This is a genomic window from Paenibacillus sp. BT-177 (genome assembly GCF_025846815.2).
Classification (GTDB): Bacteria; Bacillota; Bacilli; order Paenibacillales; family Paenibacillaceae; genus Paenibacillus; species Paenibacillus polymyxa_C.
Genome location: NZ_JAOYTP010000002.1, coordinates 130,074 through 153,684, shown reverse-complemented (window position 1 = coordinate 153,684; position 23,611 = coordinate 130,074). Strand labels below are relative to the sequence as shown.

Annotated in this window: 22 protein-coding genes; 16 read left to right on the top strand and 6 right to left on the bottom strand. The window is 45.1% G+C overall.

Annotated features, from left to right (window positions below):
• Window positions 1–66 precede the first annotated feature (66 nt).
• From OIU26_RS06840 to OIU26_RS06830, 3 genes are all read right to left on the bottom strand, one after another.
• The gene (locus OIU26_RS06840) at window positions 67–1,293 is read right to left on the bottom strand and encodes a cation:proton antiporter (protein ID WP_264216352.1); all 1,227 of its coding nucleotides are present in this window, start codon (window positions 1,291–1,293) and stop codon (window positions 67–69) included.
• A gap of 4 nt (window positions 1,294–1,297) precedes the next feature.
• A complete protein-coding gene (locus tag OIU26_RS06835) occupies window positions 1,298–1,792 on the bottom strand; it encodes a cation:proton antiporter regulatory subunit (RefSeq protein ID WP_017426654.1) in 495 nt (164 codons plus the stop codon).
• A 198-nt stretch (window positions 1,793–1,990) separates the two neighbouring features.
• A complete protein-coding gene (locus OIU26_RS06830) occupies window positions 1,991–2,386 on the bottom strand; it encodes a hypothetical protein (protein ID WP_263560104.1) in 396 nt (131 codons plus the stop codon).
• Between the two features lie 239 nt (window positions 2,387–2,625).
• On the opposite strand from OIU26_RS06830, the gene OIU26_RS06825 reads away from it, so the two are divergent.
• The 12 genes from OIU26_RS06825 (at window position 2,626) to OIU26_RS06770 (ending at window position 15,402) form a co-directional block, all read left to right on the top strand.
• The gene (locus OIU26_RS06825) at window positions 2,626–3,507 is read left to right on the top strand and encodes a putative sporulation protein YtxC (protein ID WP_025364455.1); all 882 of its coding nucleotides are present in this window, start codon (window positions 2,626–2,628) and stop codon (window positions 3,505–3,507) included.
• A gap of 61 nt (window positions 3,508–3,568) precedes the next feature.
• Window positions 3,569–4,144, top strand: a complete 576-nt coding sequence (locus tag OIU26_RS06820; protein ID WP_064963904.1) for a 3D domain-containing protein — start codon at window positions 3,569–3,571, stop codon at window positions 4,142–4,144.
• An 85-nt stretch (window positions 4,145–4,229) separates the two neighbouring features.
• The gene (locus tag OIU26_RS06815) at window positions 4,230–4,538 is read left to right on the top strand and encodes a hypothetical protein (protein ID WP_013370127.1); all 309 of its coding nucleotides are present in this window, start codon (window positions 4,230–4,232) and stop codon (window positions 4,536–4,538) included.
• 196 nt (window positions 4,539–4,734) lie between these two features.
• A complete protein-coding gene (locus tag OIU26_RS06810) occupies window positions 4,735–6,318 on the top strand; it encodes a S1C family serine protease (RefSeq protein ID WP_025676389.1) in 1,584 nt (527 codons plus the stop codon).
• A 150-nt stretch (window positions 6,319–6,468) separates the two neighbouring features.
• Window positions 6,469–7,158: a response regulator transcription factor gene (locus OIU26_RS06805; RefSeq protein ID WP_013370129.1), complete on the top strand. Its 690-nt coding sequence runs from the start codon at window positions 6,469–6,471 to the stop codon at window positions 7,156–7,158.
• A 1-nt stretch (window position 7,159) separates the two neighbouring features.
• A complete protein-coding gene (locus tag OIU26_RS06800) occupies window positions 7,160–8,638 on the top strand; it encodes a sensor histidine kinase (RefSeq protein WP_013370130.1) in 1,479 nt (492 codons plus the stop codon).
• Between the two features lie 111 nt (window positions 8,639–8,749).
• Window positions 8,750–9,706: a 4-hydroxy-3-methylbut-2-enyl diphosphate reductase gene (locus OIU26_RS06795; protein ID WP_014599573.1), complete on the top strand. Its 957-nt coding sequence runs from the start codon at window positions 8,750–8,752 to the stop codon at window positions 9,704–9,706.
• Window positions 9,707–9,972: 266 nt separating this feature from the next.
• Window positions 9,973–11,016, top strand: a complete 1,044-nt coding sequence (gene aroF, locus OIU26_RS06790) for a 3-deoxy-7-phosphoheptulonate synthase (RefSeq protein WP_264216351.1) — start codon at window positions 9,973–9,975, stop codon at window positions 11,014–11,016.
• A 266-nt stretch (window positions 11,017–11,282) separates the two neighbouring features.
• Window positions 11,283–12,707, top strand: coding sequence for a type I glutamate--ammonia ligase (gene glnA, locus OIU26_RS06785; protein ID WP_216976305.1), 1,425 nt, complete (start codon window positions 11,283–11,285; stop codon window positions 12,705–12,707).
• A gap of 269 nt (window positions 12,708–12,976) precedes the next feature.
• The gene (serC, locus tag OIU26_RS06780) at window positions 12,977–14,068 is read left to right on the top strand and encodes a 3-phosphoserine/phosphohydroxythreonine transaminase (protein WP_013370136.1); all 1,092 of its coding nucleotides are present in this window, start codon (window positions 12,977–12,979) and stop codon (window positions 14,066–14,068) included.
• 244 nt (window positions 14,069–14,312) lie between these two features.
• Window positions 14,313–14,777 (top strand): tRNA (uridine(34)/cytosine(34)/5-carboxymethylaminomethyluridine(34)-2'-O)-methyltransferase TrmL, encoded by a 465-nt coding sequence (trmL, locus tag OIU26_RS06775; RefSeq protein WP_025676392.1) that lies wholly within the window; start codon window positions 14,313–14,315, stop codon window positions 14,775–14,777.
• Window positions 14,778–15,153: 376 nt separating this feature from the next.
• Entirely contained in the window at window positions 15,154–15,402 is a 249-nt protein-coding gene (locus tag OIU26_RS06770) for an AbrB/MazE/SpoVT family DNA-binding domain-containing protein (RefSeq protein WP_014599574.1), read from the top strand.
• Between the two features lie 99 nt (window positions 15,403–15,501).
• On the opposite strand, the gene OIU26_RS06765 is transcribed toward OIU26_RS06770, so the two are convergent.
• Both OIU26_RS06765 and OIU26_RS06760 read right to left on the bottom strand, forming a co-directional pair.
• The gene (locus OIU26_RS06765; protein ID WP_264216350.1) at window positions 15,502–16,569 is read right to left on the bottom strand and encodes a phosphodiester glycosidase family protein; all 1,068 of its coding nucleotides are present in this window, start codon (window positions 16,567–16,569) and stop codon (window positions 15,502–15,504) included.
• Window positions 16,566–16,973, bottom strand: a complete 408-nt coding sequence (locus OIU26_RS06760; RefSeq protein WP_013370140.1) for a hypothetical protein — start codon at window positions 16,971–16,973, stop codon at window positions 16,566–16,568. The genes OIU26_RS06765 and OIU26_RS06760 overlap by 4 nt, the downstream gene beginning before the upstream one ends.
• Window positions 16,974–17,244: 271 nt before the next feature.
• On the opposite strand from OIU26_RS06760, the gene OIU26_RS06755 reads away from it, so the two are divergent.
• Together OIU26_RS06755 and OIU26_RS06750 are read left to right on the top strand one after the other, a co-directional pair.
• Window positions 17,245–17,901: a response regulator transcription factor gene (locus OIU26_RS06755; RefSeq protein WP_013370141.1), complete on the top strand. Its 657-nt coding sequence runs from the start codon at window positions 17,245–17,247 to the stop codon at window positions 17,899–17,901.
• Between the two features lie 48 nt (window positions 17,902–17,949).
• Window positions 17,950–19,203, top strand: a complete 1,254-nt coding sequence (locus OIU26_RS06750) for a PLP-dependent aminotransferase family protein (protein WP_264216349.1) — start codon at window positions 17,950–17,952, stop codon at window positions 19,201–19,203.
• An 18-nt stretch (window positions 19,204–19,221) separates the two neighbouring features.
• Here OIU26_RS06750 and OIU26_RS06745 read toward each other — a convergent pair whose 3' ends face one another.
• Window positions 19,222–20,055: a DUF2161 family putative PD-(D/E)XK-type phosphodiesterase gene (locus OIU26_RS06745; RefSeq protein WP_264216348.1), complete on the bottom strand. Its 834-nt coding sequence runs from the start codon at window positions 20,053–20,055 to the stop codon at window positions 19,222–19,224.
• A 282-nt stretch (window positions 20,056–20,337) separates the two neighbouring features.
• Between OIU26_RS06745 and OIU26_RS06740 the strand changes: the two genes are divergently transcribed.
• Both OIU26_RS06740 and OIU26_RS06735 read left to right on the top strand, forming a co-directional pair.
• On the top strand, window positions 20,338–22,233 hold the full coding sequence (locus tag OIU26_RS06740; RefSeq protein ID WP_013370145.1) for a PrkA family serine protein kinase: 1,896 nt from the start codon (window positions 20,338–20,340) through the stop codon (window positions 22,231–22,233).
• A gap of 248 nt (window positions 22,234–22,481) precedes the next feature.
• Entirely contained in the window at window positions 22,482–23,504 is a 1,023-nt protein-coding gene (locus OIU26_RS06735) for a globin-coupled sensor protein (protein WP_264216347.1), read from the top strand.
• The last annotated feature ends 107 nt before the right edge of the window (window positions 23,505–23,611 follow it).

Here is a 23,611-nt window from a genome sequence, read left to right as displayed (position 1 = left end):
TCGGCATGTTTTACAGCGTGCGGCATAGCCTTCCCTCCTATGGATTGTCGTATCCAGCTTTTACAGTTACGCCGATTTGCTTTCTTCCTTTCGTAAGCGAGGGTCCTTAAATTTGAATATTTTGTTTAGCATATTAAAGATAGGCTTTGACTGCTTTGTCAGAAGTGGTCCAAGAATTGCCAGTATGAGTACATAGATGGCTGCAAAAGGTTGAACAATATCAAGCAAACCGCCTTCTTTACCCAAGTTGGCCATGATGATCGAAAATTCGCCTCGCGCCACAATAGTTAAACCGATATTTGCGGATGCTTTGGGAGATAAGGACGCCGTACGCCCAGCCAGCATACCCGCCCAAATATTACCAAATAGTGTGAGGAGGACTGCCGCCAGCGCAAGCCATATGGCGTTACCTCCTAAGGACAGCGGATCAATGGACAGTCCGAAGCTGAAGAAGAACAGGGCACCGAAGAAATCACGGAAAGGAACAATTAAATGCTCAATCCGTTTGGCGTGTTCCGTTTCGGCCAGTACCAGACCAACCAGCAGGGCTCCAATAGCTTCCGCTACATGAATTGTTTCCGAAAAGCCAGCCACCAGAAACAGTGAGCCAAAAACAACAAGTCCGAATACCTCATTGGAGCGGATACGGAGAATCCGATTTAGCAGAGGGACGGCCTTTCGACCGATAATAATAACTGCAAGCATAAAGCCAAGCGCAATGAGTGCCGATAGCAATACACCCCCGAGCGAGGAAGAGTCGCTAAGAACCAATCCGGAGAGGATGGAGATGTAGACGGCGAGGAAAACATCCTCAAACATAATAATACCTAAAATCATTTCTGTTTCAGCATTAGCAGTACGCTTGAGATCGACCAGCACCTTGGCTGCAATAGCACTGGATGATATTGTCGTAATTCCGGCAATAACCAGTGTCTCTGCTACAGGAAAGCCGCTCAGGAAGCCCAGAGCCAGCCCCAGTGTAAAATTGATGCCAATATAAATGGTACCGCCTATAGCAATGGAACGACCTGATTTAATCAACCGACCTACTGAGAACTCCAACCCTAAGTAGAAGAGAAGAAACAGCACTCCGATTCTCCCCATAAAATCAATAAACGGGGCGCTTTCGATAAACCGAAAATCAAAATGCCATAGCTCCATCGCATGCGGTCCAACTGCCATTCCGATCAGAATATAAAAAGGGATGACCGAGAAGCGCAGTTTGGAGGATATCAGCCCGACTGCAGCGATTAGAGCAATAGCCAATCCAACCTCAAATACCAGATGATCCATCCAATCACCCGCTTCCGTTCATAAGGATTTGTTTAAAGCGTTTCTGCTGGTCACGTTCTCCAACAACAACTACAGTGGCATCATCGCTAATAATCACTTCAGGGCCAGGATTTACATACTTTTTTCCCTTTTTCTCCACAATGGCAATAACCGTGGCACCCGAATTTTGCCTTACATCCAGTTCCCCGATGGATTTGCCAACACTTGCATAGTGGGATTCCACTCTATACCATTCGATAATAAAATCGTCAAAAGTCATTTCTACACTTTCAAGCTGCTTGGGCTTATAAGTCATACCACCGATGATAGAGGCTACCAATCGTGCTTCCTGATCATTCAGGGTTGTCATAGAAATGCTTTGTTCCAGATCCTCGTAATCAAAGTGATATAGTTCACGTCTGCCATCATCATGAATAATAATGACAATTCGGTCACCACTCTCCGCATCTATTCGATACTTAATTCCGATTCCTGGCAAAATAGACTCTCGAATATCCATTTATAAAGCCTCCTGTATAATACGTTTATTTAAGTGAATGATATGGGAAATAAATCACATACTTTGGGAGTGACATGATAAAATTAGAATTCATCAAATTTTAATTAAAAAATGGAAAATTAAATTTTACGCATTAGATGAATAGGAAAAGTTAGCAAAGAGACATGCAAATGTGGTGATATGCATGCTAAAAGGAGGTTAAGCCACGTAACTAGAGGTGAATTTGATGGGGAATAAGAATAATTGCTTCTTTAGCTTACAGATGACAGGAATAAAAGGCAGACGTAGCTTAGGAATGCTCATGAGCAGCACAAGCGCTATCAAAATGACAAAGGGAAGTGATTTAGCCGCAGCAATCACCAGATGAAGTAACGGGGAGGATTTGCGCACCGCTGGTTTGGAATGATGTTCCAGACCGTGAGAATCCGTTTCTAACGAAGTAACATCAGCATGAAGCATAAATGAAGATCCCGAAGTAAACTGAAGGGATTGAGTGGTATCTTCCGCGTGAAACGTCACAGGAAGGGACAAAATCTGAACGAGGCTCAATATGACGATCATGAATGTGCGCAGCATGTTCAGCATCGTTGACATCTTATCTCCTCCCTCTTGTGAAAAATTCATATCACTATAACCTTAACATACCCCGCCCTAAATATTCAAACGTCTTTCGGTTTTTACCTAATCACGGTAATTGTTTATAACACGCTTAACGTCTCTTTGAAACCTGATCGGCCTCTTTTGCATATGTCTTTTTGTTTCCAGTCGTTCACTTCGTATAACCCTTCAGAGGCCGCCATATACTGAAAGCAGTGATCGAAAGGAGTGAGCCAATGGAACTGTTTACAGTGTGGACCAATACAGACGGAGATCAAGAAACCGACCGTTTTTACGAAGTGGTCAAAAGTAGAACCAAGGGACTACATATGTCACGGCGCGGATTTCGATTCACTTTCAGACAGCTGGACAACAAAGTGGCATGGACCTGCAAGGGCACTGAAAGCAATTCAGCGTTTGAAAGCTTTCTTCCCTGTGTATACAGCATCATGTCTTCGGCCATAGCGGATTATATTATCGAAGTCAGGGAGTGGGGGATTCTCGATCATATTCTCAACAAAGCCTGCTCGTTGCTGGAGAAAGAGGACGTTGAACAAATTCGTAGCATGATTCGCTCACTGTTAAATGATGATGGTCCCCGAGGACGTTTAAAGCGTCATGGTAAGCTGACCACTCTCCTGGAAAAGGATTTCAAGGAGCTTCGTGTGATTAATTTGGAAGGGCTTATTCAATTCAGACTGCATGCGTATAAAAAAGAGCTTGAAGAAATCGTTGACTATGCCATGGAAGAATTCTGGGCAGATCGGCAATACGAAGAATTTATGGGGCTGCTTAAATATTTTGTGTTTTTTCAGGAAAGCAAAGTTCCACTCGTGCATGTACTTCACCAAGGGGGGCATGATTTTACCATTCTCGATAGTGCCATGGTGCCCATACCGACTCCTGATGCAGATGATATTATTGTGGAAATGCCCGGTATTGAACTGGAGATGGAGGTTGAAGATCGAATCGTCAGTACCCTTATTTCGATATCTCCTGCTTCCATTATATTGCACACAGACGATGAGCACACCCCTATTGTGCGGACGCTCCTGCATATTTTTGAAGATAAAGTGAAGCTAAGCAGACTTTATCCGGGGCAGGATGTTCAAAAATAATCAATAGTTCGTATAAACCCATGGATTTCTGGAAAGCCTTTGCCTCAAGGGGAGGTTTTTTATGAGATCCATGTTGGTATGGAAACGGGTTTTGGGAACCATGTTAATCGCAATTTGTCTGGTATTGCCCGGCAATGAGGTTTACGGTCACAAAGAACCGGTCCAGCATAAGAAATGGCAGTCTGCACCTGTTTTGGCTCCACGCGAAGAGCAGGTTATTACGACCATGACGGTCACGGCAACAGGATATACAGCAGGCTATGAATCCACTGGCAAACGGCCGAATCATCCCGGTTACGGTATTACGTATTCCGGTGTAAAAGTGCGTCGTGACAAAAATACACTGTCCACGATTGCGGCTGATCCGAAGATGTTTCCTTTGGGCAGCATATTGTACATTCCAGGTTACGGCTACGGGATTGTAGCAGATACAGGTTCAGCGATTAAAGGCAATAAAATTGACTTGTATTTTAAAACAATCCGGCAGGTGTATTCTGAATGGGGCAAGAAAGATGTGGATGTTCAAATCATAAAAAAAGGAAACGGAAAGTGTACAGAAAAAATGATAAAATCGCTGCAAAAGGCGATAGAAACGCATAAGACCATTCCGCCCGAGACACTGGATGCTTCCATATAATCCTTGAATATTGTTTTTCCTGACTTCACATACTATGTTTCGGGATGAGCTTATCCCGCAAAACCATACTGGGAGGTTGAGGAATATGCCAAATCAAGGCGGAAGTTCTTTCACGAACAAAGGCTTCAAGGCAAACACAGGAAATCAGTTCAAAGCGGAATTTGCACAAGACGATACGGTAGGCGTCGTTTCTCAAAAGGTAAAGCAGTCTGAACAAAATAAAATTCAAGACAACTTCCAAACACCAAATGAGAAGTATGACGAAGAATTTGCGACAGATCAAGGCGGTACAAGTGCAGTAGCGCAAAAAGTTCAAAACTCCAGTCGCAGCAAAATTCAAAGCAATGCACAAACACCGAACGAAAAATTCGACGAGAACTTTAACACAAAATAAAAAAGCATACTCAACGCGAAATGCTCCGGATTGAATTCCGGAGCATTTCGCGTTGAGTAAAAGTGGCTAGATACAATAGGTCTGAGGTTTTATCTCCTTTTTAATTTTTTTTAAGGTGGAATTAAGGTTTAAAGTGCAAAATAAAGTCAGTTAAACAACACCACCTTGAAGCATAGGGTTTGGGAGGAGATATACAATGGACGAATTTAAAAATAATAATTCCGGGCGCCGGAACGACAATGATCAGGTTGATAACGATAAAGCAACTCGGCAAAACGATTCAAACGGTTCCTCATATTATTATTCCTATGGCCCTTTTTCCTCAGTGCAGTCGGACGGACAACGCAGGGAAGGGCAGTCGGTGGAGGACGTTGAGATTACGCCACCGCAGGCAGTGAGACCGCTTCCTTCCTCTTATCAACGTGCTATGCCTGAGCAACAGGATGGTTCTGGTCGGAATAGTGGAAATTGGCAATTTAAACCCAATAAACCCAAGTCGCAGGTAAAAACGATCTTATTATCTTTTTTAGCCGGAATGCTGGTCATTACGGTATTGATGTATACAGCTGACCGAACCAATATGTTCACACCGGAGACAGCGTTGACTTCGGCGGCAGCTGAAAGCGGAGAAACGACGAATTCGGGAACCACTAACTCGTCTCCAAGCGCAGTTCCAGCTGTGATGCCTTCAGGTACGGCTGATGTTCAATCTGTTGTGGCCAAGGCTGGTCCGGCAGTCGTCAAAATTGAAACGCTTGCCAAGCAATCGAGTGCTGGCAGCGGCAGACAAAGCAGCCCTTATTACAATGACCCGCTGTATCAATACTTTTTCGGTAATCAGTATGGCGATAGTGGCAGCAGCGGCAATAGTAACGAAAATGAAGGTAGCAACAGTGGACAGCTGACTCCGCTGGGTATTGGTTCCGGTTTTATTTTTGATAAATCGGGTTACGTCCTGACCAACAACCATGTTGTGGAAGGCGCGAGTGTGGTTCAGGTTACAGTAGAAGGAACCAACAAGCCTTACGAAGCCAAGGTCTTGGGCAAAAATGCAGATCTAGATTTGGCAGTTCTTAAAATTGAAGGAAAAAATAACTTCCCTACCGTAACCTTGGGAGACTCCGATAACGCTAAGGTCGGCGAGTGGATGGTTGCAATCGGTAACCCAGAAGGCTTTGAACATTCAGTAACAGCCGGTGTGCTAAGTGCGAAAGAGCGTACTATCACCATTAACAGTGAATCAACTGGAAAACCGACGCAATACAAGCATCTCATTCAGACGGATGCCTCCATTAATCCTGGTAACTCTGGCGGACCGTTGTTAAATCTTCAAGGGCAGGTTATCGGTATGAACGTAGCTGTGAGTGCAGATGCACAAGGGATCGGGTTTGCGATTCCGTCCAATACGATTTTGGAAGTCGTCGATAAGCTGAAAAATAACCAACCTATTCCGAAAGAACCTGTACCTTTCATTGGTGCAAGTCTGCTAAACTTGAGCCCTGAAGTAGCCAAGGAATTGGGTACATCTCTGACCGAAGGCTCGGTTGTTCGGGATATTATTTACAAATCACCAGCTTATCAGGCCGATCTGCGTCCTTACGATGTAATTATCGGAGCTAATGGCACGCCTTATAGCACATCACAGGAGTTAATTCAATTTATCCAAAAACAAAAAGTGGGTACAGCACTTACGCTTAACATCGAACGAGCCGGGCAGAAAAAAGATATTCAGCTGAAAATAGGCAACAAAAATGATTTTAGCTCGACTCTTCAGCAGTAAGAGAATAACTCTAAAATTGAACATGAACGTAAGAAACGGAAGGAAGACGCCCCTTCCGTTTCTTGCTGTATGCGGTGGCAAGATGCTACACGCGTCTACTCCTGCTACAATAGAGGGAAAAGAAGAAGAGATAAAGGAGTTTGATCGTGTATGCGTTCTACTATTCTGATCATTGATGACGATGAAAAAATCGTATCCATGCTGCGCAGAGGGCTGGCTTTTGAAGGATATGAAGTGCTGACAGCCACCAATGGAGCAGAGGGATTAAATAAAATGCTAACAGCTGAGCCTGATTTGGTCGTACTGGATGTAATGATGCCGCAGGTCGATGGTTTTGAGGTTTGCCGGCGTATGCGAGAGGGAGGAAGCACGGTACCTGTCCTAATGCTTACAGCCAAGGATGAGGTGGAGAACCGGGTGAAGGGTCTGGATCTGGGGGCTGATGATTATCTCGTGAAGCCGTTTGCTCTGGAGGAGTTGCTGGCACGAGTGCGAGCGCTTTTGCGGCGTAAAACTGAACAGCAGGACAATAATGGGAACCGGCTTACCTTCGAGGATTTACAACTGGATAATGAATCGCGTGAAGTGGTTCGTGGTGGCAAACGCTTGGAACTGACGGCCAAAGAATTTGAACTGCTCCATTTGTTCATGCAAAACCCGAAACGCGTTCTGTCGCGTGATCTGATTATGGATAAAATTTGGGGCTATGACTATAGCGGGGAATCGAATGTGCTGGAAGTATATATTGCCATGTTGCGACAAAAAACCGAGCAGGATGGTGGCAAACGGCTTATTCGTACCATTCGGGGAGCTGGCTATATTTTAAGAGGTGATGTGTAATATGTCTATTCGGTGGCGGCTGACAGCTTGGTATTCGAGCATCTTGGCTATAGTGCTTGTCATTTTTGGTCTGGCTATTTACGGACTAGTATATTACTACACATATAATGAAGTGAAAAGTCAGCTTATGACTCAGGCGCCACAGATTAACAAGCAATTACGCCTTATTATAAAAGGGGGATTGTTTGAGGTCCCTAACCTGGATCTTGGATTGGAGCAGGGGCGTGGAATAGATGACTCACAGCTATATGTTCAAATTTATAATTATACGTCCGGTGTAACTAAAACGACCCAAAATATGAAAGACCTTAGTATCACCTTCCCTGTTCCGTCTACAGCGGCAGGAGCAGTTCAAAATGAGGGAGTTCGGCGTGTGAACGTAAATGGTGATTCCTTTATGATTTATCAACAGTCGATTAAATCCGAGGAATTGGGCTTGGTGGTCGGGCTGCTACAGGTAGGGCAATTCACGGGCTCTCAGGACCGACTCATGAACAGGTTACAAAATGTGCTTGTGTACGGTTCGTTATTTGCCTTACTGGCTGCTGCGACCTCTGGTCTCTTCCTGGCTCGTAAATCTATGAAGCCGCTGGTTAAGGTCATTGAGGGGGCCAATCAGATTCAATCGAGCAATGATTTGAGTGTTCGGATTGAATATGACGGTCCGCCAGATGAAATAGGACAATTGATCGGGACAGTTAACAACATGCTGGGGCGTACAGAAGTGTTCTACAAGGAACTTGAAGATGCATATGGTGCGCAGCGCCGCTTTGTGGCCGATGCTTCCCATGAACTGCGCACACCCTTGACGACGATTCGTGGCAACGTTGATTTTCTGCTCAAAATGTGGACTACTGAACCGGGCGAGCGGCCGAATATGGATGAAGCGATGATTCGCGAGCTTTCCATGGAGGCGCTGAATGACATGGCGGATGAAGGCAAACGAATGAGCCGCTTGGTGAGCGATATGTTGTCACTCGCAAGAGCGGACACAGGGAAAACGTTCGATAAGATGCCTGTTGCGCTAGAGCCGCTCGTAAACGAGGTTGCTCGTCGAGCTCAGTTTTTGGAGCGAACAGCCGAATGGAATGTGGGCGACTTTTCATTGTTGAATGGTATTTATATGGACGGAAGCAAAGATTATTTGCAGCAAATGCTATTCATTTTCATTGATAATGCTTTTAAATATACACCTGAAGGCACAGTCCGATTTGATGCGATTGTATATCAGGGACAGGTGGGGCTACGAATCAGTGATACAGGCATTGGTATGGACAAAAGTGAGGTTCCCTTTATTTTTGACCGGTTTTACCGGGCAGATGAGTCACGCGGCGTGACAGAGGGAATTGGCTTGGGATTATCGATTGCCAAGTGGATTATTGATGAACATCAGGGGTCTGTGGAAGTGGTTACGCGCCAAGGAGAAGGAACGACCTTTGTCATTTGGCTTCCAGTCAGCTTTTCCGCGCCTTTGGAATAGGCTATAATAGGAGGGGAACTACATCATAGAATTGGCCGGTAGAGGCATAAAAGCCCACAGCTGTCCAGTTATTGGAGCTGTATACTGTGTCGAAGAAAGTGGGGGCTATTTTTGGAGGTACTCAGAATTTCGCCCCGGGGTTACTGCTACGGCGTAGTCGATGCCATGGTATTGGCTCGTCAGGCAGCCAGAAATTTGGATTTACCCCGGCCTATTTATATACTAGGCATGATTGTTCATAACAGTCATGTTACCAATTCCTTTGAAGACGAAGGGATCATTACATTGGACGGACCGAACCGCATGGAGATTTTAAGCCAGGTAGAGAGTGGTACTGTCATCTTCACTGCTCATGGCGTATCACCAGAGGTTCGCAAGCTGGCACGGGATAAGGGATTGACTACGGTTGATGCAACCTGTCCTGACGTGACGAAGACACATGATCTGATTCGGGAGAAGTCAGCCGAAGGCTATCAGATTGTTTATATTGGCAAAAAGAATCATCCAGAGCCAGAGGGAGCTATCGGTATTGCTCCTGACCATGTTCATCTGATTGAAAAGGAAGAAGAGATTGACGGTCTTACACTGTCAGCAGACAAAATCCTGATTACGAACCAGACAACCATGAGTCAATGGGACATCAAGCACATTATGAAGAAGCTGCTGGAGAAGTACCCAGGTGCCGAGATACACAATGAAATCTGTTTGGCAACGCAGGTACGTCAGGAAGCGGTAGCTGAGCAGGCAGGACAGGCGGATCTGGTAATCGTGGTCGGTGACCCGCGAAGCAACAATTCCAACCGATTGGCTCAGGTGTCGGAAGAAATAGCTGGTACCACGGCTTATCGTATTTCTGATATAACCGAGCTGAAGAGGGAGTGGCTTGAGGGCGTAGCCAAAGTAGCTGTGACCTCCGGGGCTTCAACACCTACGCTGATTACCAAAGAGGTCATTACGTATTTGGAACAGTATGATGCGGATAACCCGGAAACATGGGAGATTCGGCGAACCATTGATATGAAAAAACTATTGCCTCCTGTACGAGAAAAGTCAAAAACGACGAAATAGTATGTGATTGATTACAGCCGTTATTCGGATACAAACGTCCGGGTAGCGGCTTTTTTTAAACTGTTTAAGTGCCGATATTATCCAATTAGACCAGCTACACTAATTCAAAAAAAATAGAACAAGTCGGGATAATTAAGCCTTGACGAGTCGAGCTAAAACAGGTATAGTTGCTTTAACGAATAAAAGCTTAAAAGCGAACAAGCGTCTAAGTGTCATAATATCATCTATGTGATTGTAAAATATGGTTTTTAGAGAGGGAGAAAAAAATGATCGTTATCGCTGGTGTTCAAACACCTGAAGAACATATTCAAGCTATTGTTGAAGTTATTGAAAAAGAAGGATTGCAGGCTCATATATCGCGAGGATCGGATCGTACGATTATCGGGCTGATTGGAAGCGTAGAGCCGAAGCTGGCAGAACATCTACGCCAAATGAAGGGTGTAGAGAATGTGGTTAAAATTTCGAAGTCCTACAAATTGGCCAGCCGTGATTTTCATCCGGAAAATACAGTGATCTCCATCAAAGGTGTAAATATCGGCGGGGGCGAGCTTGTCGTTATGGGGGGACCATGTGCTGTTGAGTCTGCTGCACAGATCGATGAAATTGCCGGATTGGTCAAAGCTGCAGGAGCGCAAGTCCTTCGTGGAGGTGCTTTTAAGCCGCGTACAGGGCCATACAGCTTCCAAGGAACGGGTGTAGAAGGTTTAATCATGATGGCTGAGGCGGGTCAGAAGCACGATCTCTTGACCATCACAGAGGTCATGACACCTGAATACGTAGACATTTGCGCGGAATACGCTGATATTCTGCAAGTAGGTACACGTAATATGCAAAACTTTGATTTGCTGCGCAAGCTGGGTACTTGCGGCAAGCCAGTATTGCTCAAACGCGGTTTCAGCTCGACTTATGACGAGTTCTTGAATGCTGCTGAGTACATCTTGGCAGGCGGCAATCCGAATGTTATGTTGTGTGAGCGCGGTATCCGTACATTCGAAACTTACACGAGAAATACGCTCGACTTGTCCGCGATCCCTGTTTTGCAACAGTTGAGCCATTTACCGGTCATTTCCGATCCTAGCCACGGCACAGGTAGACGTGAACTGGTTGTTCCTATGACGAAGGCTTCGGTAGCTGCCGGAGCGGATGGTTTAATTATTGAAATGCATACAGACCCTGACAACTCGATGACGGGTGATGGTGTACAGTCCCTATTCCCGGATCAATTTGCAGATTTACTAAAAGATTTGGAACTGTTAGCCCCTGCAATTGGTAAAACATTCCACACGCCTAGTATCGTATCTAAAAACTAATTATTAACATTAATGCATAAAAGTTTTGCCGCAATGCAGTAAATGAGAGTAAAATCACTTAAAAGCCCGATGTTTCGGGCTTTTTGTATTGTTCAAATGTTATCAAGGGCGTAAGCATATCTAACATTAGTTTAAAAAATACCTTACATAGCTATTGACCCGTGTCATGTTTGAGATTTATAATGACGACAGAAAAAAACATTCGATCATGAACATTTCAGGGTTGTATAAGACTTAATGTTCGGAAAAATTGGGAGGAAGAAGACATGTCCGTTGAAAACGTATTGAAAACAATTCAAGAAAATAATATTGAGTGGGTAGATTTTCGTTTTGTAGATTTGTCTGGTCGTGCTCACCATATTTCGTTGCCAGCTTCCGAAGTAGATGAAGAAACATTTGTTAACGGTGTTGCTTTCGACGGTTCTTCCATTCCCGGCTATCGTGGCATTGAGGAATCCGACATGGTTATGCTGCCCGATCCAGAAGCGGTTTTTATCGACCCTTTCACTCAGCATCCTACACTGAATATCCTGTGTGACATTGCTACGCCAGACGGCGAAAAATATGACCGTGATCCTCGTGGCATTGCCAAAAAAGCTGAGGAATTTCTGCAATCCGCAGGAGTGGGCACAGCGGCATTCTTTGCACCTGAATCTGAATTTTTCATCTTTGATGATGTTCGCTACGAAAGCGGCATGAACAGCTCCTCCTTCTTCGTAGATTCCGAGGAAGCAGCTTGGAACACGAACCGCAAGGAAGAAGGCGGCAACCTGGGCTTTAAAGTGGGAGTGAAGGGCGGCTATGTACCTGTAGCACCAGTAGACACCCAACAAGACATTCGTAGTGAAATGTGCCGTTTGCTTGAAGAAGCAGGTCTGAGAATTGAGCGCCATCACCATGAGGTGGCTACAGCAGGCCAAGCGGAAATCAACTTCCGTTTTGATACACTCAAGAAAACAGCAGATAACCTGCTCGTTTATAAATACATTGTACACAACACAGCTCGTCAATATGGTAAAGTGGCAACATTCATGCCGAAACCAATTTTCGGGGACAACGGAAGTGGTATGCACGTTCACCAATCTATTTTTGACGGCGATACTCCTTTGTTCTACGAAAAAGGTGGTTATGCTAATCTGAGCGAAATGGCTCTTCATTACATTGGTGGTATTCTGTACCACGCACCTGCGTTGATCGCTTTGACCAACCCAAGTACCAACTCGTTCAAACGTCTCGTTCCTGGTTACGAAGCGCCGGTTAACCTGGTATTCTCCAAAGGTAACCGTTCTGCGGCTGTACGTATTCCAGTAGCGGCTGTTACTCCTAAAGGCTGTCGGATCGAGTTCCGTACACCGGACTCCACAGCTAACCCTTACCTCGCCTTCTCAGCAATGCTGATGGCAGGTCTGGATGGCATCAAGCGCAAACTGAACCCAATCGAATTGGGCTATGGTCCACTCGACACTAACATCTATGAGCTGTCTGATGCTGATAAAGGCAAAATCCGCAGTGTACCTGGTACACTGGATGAAGCTCTGGACGCTCTGGAAGCCGATTACGAATTCCTGACTGAGGGCGGCGTATTTACGAAGGACTTTATTGATAACTATGTAGAGTTCAAACGTTCTGAAGCTAAATCGGTGAATATCCGTGTTCATCCACATGAATACAGCTTGTATTTTGACTGCTAATACTGCATCGATAGCATAGCTGCTTTTGAATAACGCTCATTAGCCTGCGGGGAATAGTTGTTGTTCAAGATAGGTCTCCGGTCTCACGCCGGAGACCTTTTACCATTAAGAAGAATATTACAAAATGAAGATGTTAAATATATTAACATTCACAGCTTTGTCACATCGTAAAGGAATTCGGAAACATTTTTATACAAGTCTTGAACGCATTTATGAATACTGCTATCATAGCGATAATATCCACACCAGAGTAGAGAAGGGATGGGAAATTGTTGAGTAAGAGAGCCTACAATTTTAATGCAGGACCGGCGGCATTGCCGCTTAAAGTACTGGAACGTGTACAAGCTGAATTCGTAGATTTCCAGGGAACAGGGATGTCCATCATGGAAATGTCTCACCGTGGAGCCGTGTATGAATCTGTTCATAATGAGGCGCAGGAACGTTTGTTATCTCTGCTGGGCAACCCACAAGGCTACAAGGTGTTGTTCCTCCAAGGGGGCGCAAGTACGCAGTTTGCCATGCTGCCTTTAAATTTCTTGAGTGAAGAGCAGATCGGAAGCTATGTAATGACAGGTAGCTGGTCGGACAAGGCATATAAAGAAGCTAAGCTATTGGGCAAGGCTCACATTGCCGCCTCCTCCGCTGATGAGAAATACATGCGTCTTCCGAATGTGGATTCCTTGGACTTGCCTGAGAATACTGCATATGTGCATATGACATCCAATGAGACGATTGAAGGTACACAATTTAAGCAATTCCCGGATACGGGTTCCGTACCGCTGATTGTGGACATGTCCAGTGATATTTTTTGCAAACCTTTTGATGTTACTCAATTTGGATTGATTTATGCTGGTGCGCAAAAAAATCTGGGACCTTCTGGTGTAACGGTCGTGGTTGCCCGTGAAGAGCTACTGGCTTCCTCACCAGGTAATATTCCTACAATGCTGCGTTACAGTACTTATCAAAAGAATAACTCTCTCTACAATACTCCCCCATCCTTTGCCATATACATGGTGAATGAAGTGCTCAAATGGATCCAGGAGGAAGGCGGTTTAGAAGGCATCGAGCGTGTGAATCAGCAGAAAGCTGCTCTGCTATACGATCGTATTGACAGAAGCGAAGGCTTCTATCGTGGCTGTGTGGACAGCGCTGATCGTTCTATTATGAACGTAACCTTCCGCCTTGCAAATGAGGATCTGGAAAAACAATTTATTAAAGAATCCGAACAAGCCGGTTTCATCGGATTGAAGGGGCATCGCAGTGTAGGAGGGCTTCGCGCCTCGATCTACAATGCGGTTCCACTGGAGAACTGTCAAGCATTAGCCGAGTTTATGGATGGATTTAAGCAACGTAACAGTTGATTACACAGACATATATTTCGATACACGATATTTGAAATCGAAAAGTAAAAATAAAGCCTTCCCTGAATGTGTATAGGGGAAGGCTTTTAGTGGTGTAGGGAAAATGATATTTTTTTGTTGTTTGATGTCTATATCCCTCTGATTTTGTTAAAATGAAGAGAGTGCATGCTTTCAGCGTACACATTTTGGTTAGACTTTCGGTGATTTGTCTGATGAATTTAATGATGAAAGGAATGAAAAACTGATGCCATTACATATTGTGCTTGTCGAGCCGGAAATTCCAGCTAACACAGGGAATATTGCCAGAACATGTGCTGCAACCGGAACTCATCTGCATCTGGTTAAGCCACTGGGTTTTCGTACCGATGATGCTACGTTAAAACGGGCTGGGCTTGATTATTGGTATGCTGTCCACATTGAGTATCACGAGTCTTTTGCTGAAGTACAAGAGAAATATCAAGCAGGTCGCTTTTTTTATGCGACGACAAAGGCGAAACAGCAGTATAGTGATATTGAATTTCAGGATGGAGACTTTTTGGTATTTGGTAAAGAAACGAAAGGTTTGCCTCCTGAGCTGCTAGCTGCTAATCCTGATACATGTATCAAGATGCCAATGTCAGATAAAGTAAGATCTCTAAACTTGTCGAATTCCGCTGCGATTATTGTATATGAAGCGCTGAGACAATTGGATTTTCCAGGTTTATCGTAATAAACATCAATCGATCAAGTATAAATGCGAATAAAGAACCAGGACCTTAGTTGCTGATAAAAGTTGCACTATTATTGCTCGAAAGTACATGACAGTAGAGCTTGAATAAAGGATATATGGTCATAAATTTGCGGAAATTCTCTGTGAAAGCTAATGATAATTAGCTTTCCGGTCGATAAAAATATTATAGACATTCTGTACCATACTTTGATATGGTTCATGATTTTATGAAAAAATGTAATAAAATTTCCTGCGATCAGCAGGATTCGACAAAAAGACAGCGAATACTACATAAAGAATAGTGTCTTTGTACCTAGTTTTTCGCCTGGAAAGAAATTTGAAAGCTAATACTCAATAGGAGAGGTGTACGATCACGATGAAACCTGCCGGTGTGGTACGTAAAGTTGATCAGTTGGGGAGAATAGTTCTGCCTAAGTCACTACGTAAAAGATATCAAATGAATGAGGGAGATCCTGTCGAAATTTTGGTTCAGGGCGACCATATTATTTTGGAGCGTTATCGTCCAAAATGTGTATTCTGCGGCTCAATAGAACAAGTGAACGATTTCAAAGAACGTTATATTTGTGCTCAATGCCTGACAGAAATGACACAGTACTCCTCCTAAATGAGGCAAAAGCATCACGACATTCGTTCGTGATGCTTTTTTTCGGATAGAGTTATGCCTGAACAGCATATATTTAATTGGATAGTAAACTACACCTAACTATTTATAGAACAAAAAATGAGTAGGGACTGGACGCAAATTACCATCTGACGGTTTGTTTACGATTCTGCCGTTTAGTATAAGGGACGAGGAACCGCCGCCGTCCAAATTATAAGCATCTTGAACACCCAGATTGAACATCTTCCCTTGGAGTTCTTCGAGCGTTGCACCTGAACCCCCACTTTCATTGTAGCCGTCTACGACAATAATGAGCAACTGATCATCTTTATAGTTGCCAATGACTGTACGTGGAGCCCGCTTGGGAGAGACTTTCCATTTATCAGGAATAGGCACTTTTTGTCCCCTTTGTAACAGAACGGGAACGAAGGTAGCTCCAAAGGCAGGTTTTAAGCTGTCAAGAGCACCTTGATTGTAAAATTTGCCCCCAATAAGCTTGCCGTCGTTACTCAATCCAACGAATGACAAGTCCTTGAAACTCGACTGAAAGCCAGTAAGGTAGCGGCCGTTCAAGACAGTAGTGCTTAATGGATAGCGTTTGCCGTCTCCATCGGCAAAGCCGCCTGCGTTGATGCCTGCAATAGCTCCGTGTCTCAAGACTGCACGCATGGTCGTTTCTGAGCCACCCAACTTGTCATTTCCCAAAGACATTTTCATTGCCGTAGGATCTTTAAGTTTGACTTTCATAGCGTATCCGTGATAAATTCCCGGGTTTACTTTAAACAATTCGATGGTAATCCGGTTGCTATCTACCTGGTAATAGGGAACACCCAGTTTGGCAGTGATGCGCCGATTATAGATAACCGCGGGTCGCTTGGACTGCGCAGAGGCAGTCACGACAAGCTGATTCATCGTTTGGGTCGTTTGTTTGTAAAGCTCAGACGTCCGGCGAATCGTAGATAAGGTATACGTTGCTGTTTGCTTGGCTTCATCAAGCTGCTTGCCTACTGATTGCGCTTGTAGAGTGATTTCGGCTTTTTGCAGACTCGGAGATGTAGATTCAGGAAAGCTCAAAGGGGGATGCACTAACAAAATACACCCTAACAAACCGATAAAAGGAGCAAGGGCCAACATAAAGAACCGGTTTACTAGCTTTGCATCTACATTCATTTTAGCAAGTCCATTTTTTTCTGAAGTGTATTGAGTTGCTGCTTGACTTCATTTAATTGAGTATACAGTTTATTGCTATTATCGGTCTTGTTATTGGCATTATCCTTTGTAAAGGTCAGTAGTTCGTTGAAGGACTGAACTTTGCCCTGCAATCCGCTAACTTCCTTGGAAAGTGCAGTCAGTTGCTTTTCATAGTCGGATTTGAGTGCCTGAATCTGTTGGTCTGTATGGGTTTGCATTTCGTTTAGCATTTGCTGCTTCAAGTGATTGCTATACAGATAGGTTGCGAGAGCACCTAGTATAATAAGAATGAACCAAAATAGCAGAAAAGTCTTTACGGGCAACCCCTTTCTTGAATTGCTCCGCCGGGCTTCGGCAGGAGGACGTTCAGGTGAAGCTTGCATGCGATTTTCAACTCCCGTGTAAATTCAAATTTCCAGTCTTTATTTGCAGTACCAATTCTATCATGGGCCTATTTATTTCGCAAAAGCGAAATAGTCATATAAAAATATTGGAAAAAGAGATTGCATCGGAAGGAAGTCCTAGGATACAATTTCCTTAAATCGTTTTCGCTTCCTATACGTTCACATTTACGCAATTTCTACATAAGCATTCTTTAGTTTTATGATTATTTTCGTTAAATATGTATTTTTTTGTAAATCAGGAGGTTTAGATATGAGAAAAGTATGGCAGGTGGTCATCATAGATATTCATCCTACAAGTATGCTGGGAACAAAGCTTATTTTGGAAGACCAGCAGGATTTGCTTGTTAGAGGGATGTCTTCCTCCGGCACAGAAGGCCTGGAGCTGGTTTGCTCCATTCGCCCGGAAATTATTTTAATGGACTATAGGTTGCCTGAGGGAACGGCGGAACCGTTTTTGACACAAATGCGGGTCTTGTCTCCGGACAGCCATATTGTTATTATGACGGATGAGGACAATATTACGTTGTTCCAGCAGTTAATCTCGCTTGGTGCAAATGGAATGCTATCCAAGCAGGCATCACCGAGCCAGTTAATTCACCTGATCAACGGTTTGCGCGAAGGATTTGCTTCATTACCGATGGATTGGATTCGTTGTGGAAACTGGCCATTTATGCCGTTAATGGCTTCGGAGCCTTTTGACGAATTGACGCAAACCGAAGTTTTTATTATGGAACGTATTGTACAGGGAATTACATATGACAAAATTGCTGTCGAGATTGAAGTTAGTCGGCGCTCCATTGATAATTATTTACGTAAAATTTATGCGAAATTAGGTGTGTCCAGCCGGGCGCAGGCGATTGAACGTTATGCCTTATATGCGCGTCAGATGAAGCAGTTATATGCTTGACGCGTCAGCCCGGAGATCATGACTATTTTCAGGAGAAGGAGGATGTTCATGCAATATTCCTTTGCTTCACGAACGGCTGCGATGTTGGCTTCTCCAGTGCGTCATATCCGGGAAAATGCGAGAAGACATTCCTTTATATCTTTGGCTGAAGAATTGCCCGCACAAGAGCTGTTTCCGGTGAAACTATTGGAGGAAGCGGCTCATGATGTGTTTGGCTCCGGCCCTGACGCCCTCCAGTATGGTGAACCGGAGGGTTATTTTCCGTTGCGGGCATGGCTTGCGGGAGAGTGGGAACAGCGTAAAGGAGTAAGAGTACCTCCAGGTCAAATCCTTCTCACCACAGGTAGCCAGCAGGCTATTGACTTGATCGTAAGGCTGATGGTGGATGAGCGTGATCCGGTATTGGTCGAGAACCCGACATCCCCTGGATGTTTGCAGGTGCTATCTATGCAAGGGGCGCAGGTCGTTCCTGTAGAATCAGATGGAGAGGGCGTTATTCCCGATAAGCTTGAAGCTTTAATGATCCGTTATCGCCCCAAGCTTTTTTTTGCTACGCCAACGTTTACGAATCCGACAGGCTCCTTATGGAGCGCGGCTAGACGGCAGGAAATTTTGGATCTGTGCAGTCATCATGAGGTGTTGGTCGTTGAAGACGATTCTTACGGTGAATTGCATTTTAAAACAAAACACGAAACTTATGATAAGAGTCCGCATGCCCAGAGCCGAAAGTTTGCAGAGGCTTATCCCTCACTATTCGCGCTGGATCATGCGGGTCAGGGCGGTCAAGTGCTATATATCGGTTCATTTAATAAAACAGTTGCCCCTGCACTGCGAACTGGCTGGGCGGCTGGTCCTGCGCCGCTGATTGAAGGGATGTACGCCTTGAAGCAGCTGGCTGACGTGCAATCCAGTACGATGAATCAACGGCTGCTATTCCAATTGCTTACCAACTCGCGTTTTCAATGGCACGAGCACTTGGCAATGTTAAACAAGGAATATTCAACTCGGCTCCAATTACTCTTGGAGCTGCTCAAGCGTCCGTTTTGGAAAGATGTGACGTATCATATTCCATCTGGTGGGATGTATGTGTGGGTGAAATTGCCCGCTGGGCTGGACAGCGCCTTGCTGCTCAAAGCGGCGCTACCCAAGGGCGTAGCCTTTATGCCAGGTGCGTTGTGTGCGGTTGGCGATGAAGGTGCGTCCCATATTCGCCTTAACTTTAGCCACCCAGGCCGAGAACAGCTGCTTATGGGCATGAATCTAATCGGTGAGACGATCGGAGAATTTACTGCGCGAAGCTAGTCAAAACAACTCCGAGGGTCAGTCATCCTCTGCTACCGCTACAATGGTGGAGTAACCGACGGATGCGTCCGCAATCTGCAATTGCTCGCTACTCTCGTTAAACTCTGCCGCCATTCCAGCGGCAGTTTCAATCCCCTGCTGCTGCAGCACTTCCGCATACTCGCTCAGGGCGGCTTCACCGAACGGAGTCAGCCGATAGCGGCCGCGAGCTACACGTTCAAACCATCCGTAGTAATTGCGCTGGAGCACGGCAGCAGCATCGCTGACGGCTGCTGTACGGGCAAGCTGCGCTGGGGCGGCTTCTCCCAAGCCCTGCAAAGCAGCGGCTACGCGCAGCGCCTTTTCCCGGTAGGCAGTGACCAGCTTGCGCCGGGTGCTACCGCCGACATTGTGGTCACCGCTGCGTGCGTGGAATTCCCGCAGCAGCTTTTCCTTGCGCGAGCCGCGACGAATGGCAGTCGTTTTGTAAACATCATCACTAGATGCCACGGGCTTACACAGCACCTCAACGAGCGGAGGCTTTGTTTTAAAATGCGTGACGGTGAGCAAGCCAAGCCCCAACTGGCGGCACAGTCCGATCAGCTCATTCCAGCGTTGATTCACCGCCCCTTTTTTGGCACGGTTCCGTTCTACGGCTACATATACATTGCTGCTTAGCTTCAAGCGCTGCATACCTTGCAGTACCAGCGCCAGGTTAAACGTCTTTTTTATCTCCACAATCAGTGGCGTTTGCTGCCCTGGCTTGATTCCCACCAAATCGCAGTTACGCACTTCTCCTTTGACTTCATATCCTAAATTTTCAAAAAAGGCTTTGACTGGAGCGTACAGCTCCGTCTCATGCCGAACCGCCATGGATTCTCCCGCTCCTTTATCCCATTATTCCGAGCTTATATTGTACCATAATGCGTCAGGTCCGCGTCGTTGTTGTCTATTTTAACATAGTGAATCCCTTTGTTTTTGGAAAAAGCGTAGAGACCTGTCACAAAAAATAGGTCAATTCTGAAATCAATCTGCATAGGTATGTATTACACTTTTTTTAAGAGGATCGCATCATATCCTGAAAGGCGTGACGAGTGTAGCCATAATCATCAAGAGTGGAGGATAGTCATTACGCAGTCATGGGAGGAACCGAGCATGAATATTTTTGACCGCCTTGCGGAGTACCGAGCGGAGAACAACCGCTTGGCCTGGAACGGCACTTTTAGAGAGTATATCGAGATACTCAAGAAAGACCCGACACCGGCGATGACCGCTCATGCACGGGTTTACAAAATGATTGAATCTTTTGGTGTAGAAGAGGTTGGGGGACATAAGCGATATAAATTTTTTGAGCAGGAGATTTTTGGGCTGGATCGTGCACTGGAGAAGCTGGTGGAGGAGTACTTCCATTCCTCAGCCAGGCGGCTCGATGTCCGCAAGCGTATCCTTCTTTTGATGGGACCTGTTAGCGGAGGGAAATCGACACTGGTCACCTTGCTAAAGCGTGGGCTGGAGAAGTTTTCAAGAACAGATCAGGGAGCTGTGTATGCTATAGAGGGCTGCCCTATGCATGAAGATCCCCTTCATCTTATTCCTCATGAGTTGCGTCCCGAATTTGAAAAGGAACTGGGTGTACGCATTGAAGGTAATCTGTGCCCATCCTGCCAGATGAGATTGCGTACGGAATTTGATGGCGACATCGAAAAGGTGCGTGTGGAGCGGGTCTTTATATCGGAAGAAAACCGGATCGGCATAGGTACGTTCAGTCCTTCTGATCCAAAGTCACAGGATATTGCCGATTTGACAGGCAGCATCGACTTTTCCACCATTACGGAGTATGGTTCGGAATCTGATCCGCGCGCCTATCGATTTGACGGAGAACTGAATAAAGCGAATCGCGGACTGATGGAATTTCAGGAAATGCTGAAATGCGATGAGAAATTTTTATGGAATTTATTGTCTCTGACCCAGGAGGGAAATTTCAAGGCCGGACGGTTTGCGCTCATCAGTGCAGATGAATTGATCGTAGCTCACACGAATGAATCGGAGTATAAAAGCTTTATTGCGAATAAAAAGAACGAGGCGTTGCAATCGCGGATGATTGTAATGCCCATTCCCTATAATCTGAAAGTGTCCGAGGAAGAAAAGATTTATGCCAAACTCATTGAGCAAAGTGACATGCGTCATATTCACATCGCTCCTCATGCGCTGCGAACGGCTGCCATTTTCTCTGTGCTCACCCGGTTGAAAGAAACCAAGAAGCAGGGTATGGATCTGGTTAAAAAGATGCGCATGTATGACGGTGAGGAGGTCGAAGGCTATAAGGAGGCCGATCTGAAGGAGATGCAACATGAGTTTCTGGAAGAAGGCATGTCCGGCGTAGACCCAAGGTACGTCATTAATCGTATTTCCAGTGCCCTGATTAAGCAAAATGTGGAGTCCATCAATGCTCTGGATATTTTACGAGCCATTAAGGATGGTTTAGACCAACACGCTTCCATCACCAAGGAAGAGCGGGAGCGTTATCTGAATTTCATTTCGGTGGCTCGTAAGGAATATGATGAATTGGCGAAAAAAGAAGTACAAAAGGCCTTTGTGTACTCTTTCGAAGAATCAGCCAAGACGCTGTTTGATAACTATTTGGATAACATCGAAGCTTTTTGCAATTGGGCGAAAATCCGCGATCCGCTCACAGATGAGGAACTCGACCCGGATGAGCGGCTTATGCGCTCCATCGAGGAGCAAATCGGGGTGTCGGAAAATGCGAAAAAGGCATTCCGTGAGGAAATATTAATCCGTATTTCCGCCTATTCCCGCAAGGGGCGAAAGTTTGAGTATCATCATCATGATCGGCTGCGAGAAGCCATTGAAAAGAAGCTGTTCGCTGATTTGAAGGATATTGTGAAGATCACTACTTCGACCAAAACGCCTGATGCTAATCAGCTCAAACGGATGAATGAGGTGATTAAGCGGCTGATTGAGGAGCATGGCTACACTGGAGCCAGCGCCAACGATCTATTGAGGTATGTAGGTAGCCTTCTGAATCGGTAAGGGGAAATAAACAATTGTGTATGAAGCTATGGATTGAAATGGATGGTGAAGAGAATCCGGCAGGCACAGAGCGTTTGAGGTGCTGGCGGGTTCTTTTTTTGTATTATTAGGGAGTTGTGTTTATAAAATTCACTGAAATTAATATGAAAAAAATCACAATCAATCTTCTTCTTTTTTAACATTTTCTAAAAAGTTGCCGATAAATATGGTAATGTAAAATCTATGTAAACTATTATTTGGAGGAACTTATGATTCATGTCGCTGAGAGTAGATTAAAACAGATACAATATATTGGTATTACTGATGGTGATTTGGCTTTATTGCACCACTATCAGGGGCTATTCCAATCTATTGTAAATGAGGTAGTGGACCGTTTTTATGAGCATGTAGAAAAGGTTCCCCATCTCATGTCGATTATCTCTAAATGGTCGAATATTGAGCGACTAAAGCAAACACAACGTGAATACTGGCTTTCTCTTGCAGATGGGAAAATAGATGATCAGTTTATCGAACACCGCCTTTTTGTGGGGCAGGTACATTCCCGGATCGGATTGTCTTCCGATTATTATTTGGGTACGTACATTGCTTATCTGGATATTGCAGTAGACATTTTAAAGCGTTCGGGGATAGAGGACTGGTATTCTATTGTGCACGCTCTTTCCAAAATGTTCAATCTGGATTCTCAGCTTGTGCTGGAAGCTTATCAGGAAAAGGAAAAGGAGCAGATTAACGAGCTCGCCGATGAACAAACGCAGATGCTGACTGTGGTGTCCCGAATTGCACAAAATTTGACGGGGATGATTGCCGAACTTAGGGAAAATACCGATAATATCGCGGAGAGTGCCTGCAATACTGCTTCTTCGCAGGAACATACAGAGGAACTAGTATTGCAATTGAGTGACGAGATTAAGCATATTGAACAGATGAGCAGTACCATTCGAGAATTGTCCGATCAGACTCATCTGCTAGGACTGAATGCGGCGATTGAGGCAGCCCATGCGCAAGAAGCAGGGCGTGGATTTCAAGTGGTGGCGCAGGAAGTGCGAAAGCTGGCATCTAATTCAAAGCAAGCACAGGAGCAAATTCAGCGCAAGGTGCTGGATATTGCCCGTATGCTTGACAGTGTGCAGTCCGAGACCGCTACCACAACAGCCAGTGCCCGGCAACAGGCCTCCAGCTCGGAAGAATTGGCTTCATTCACAAAGCTGATTGAAAACATGGTGAAGGAATTGGAAATGCTTCAGCACTCCCCGGAAATGCTGGAGGTGTGAGATGTAGTTTGAGCGGTATATCGTGGGGAACTGGAAGTTTTGGGCGTTAGCTGGCTGGATACTGGCAAAGCGATGCTCTTCCTGTGTGGCAGTCCAATCAACGCAAC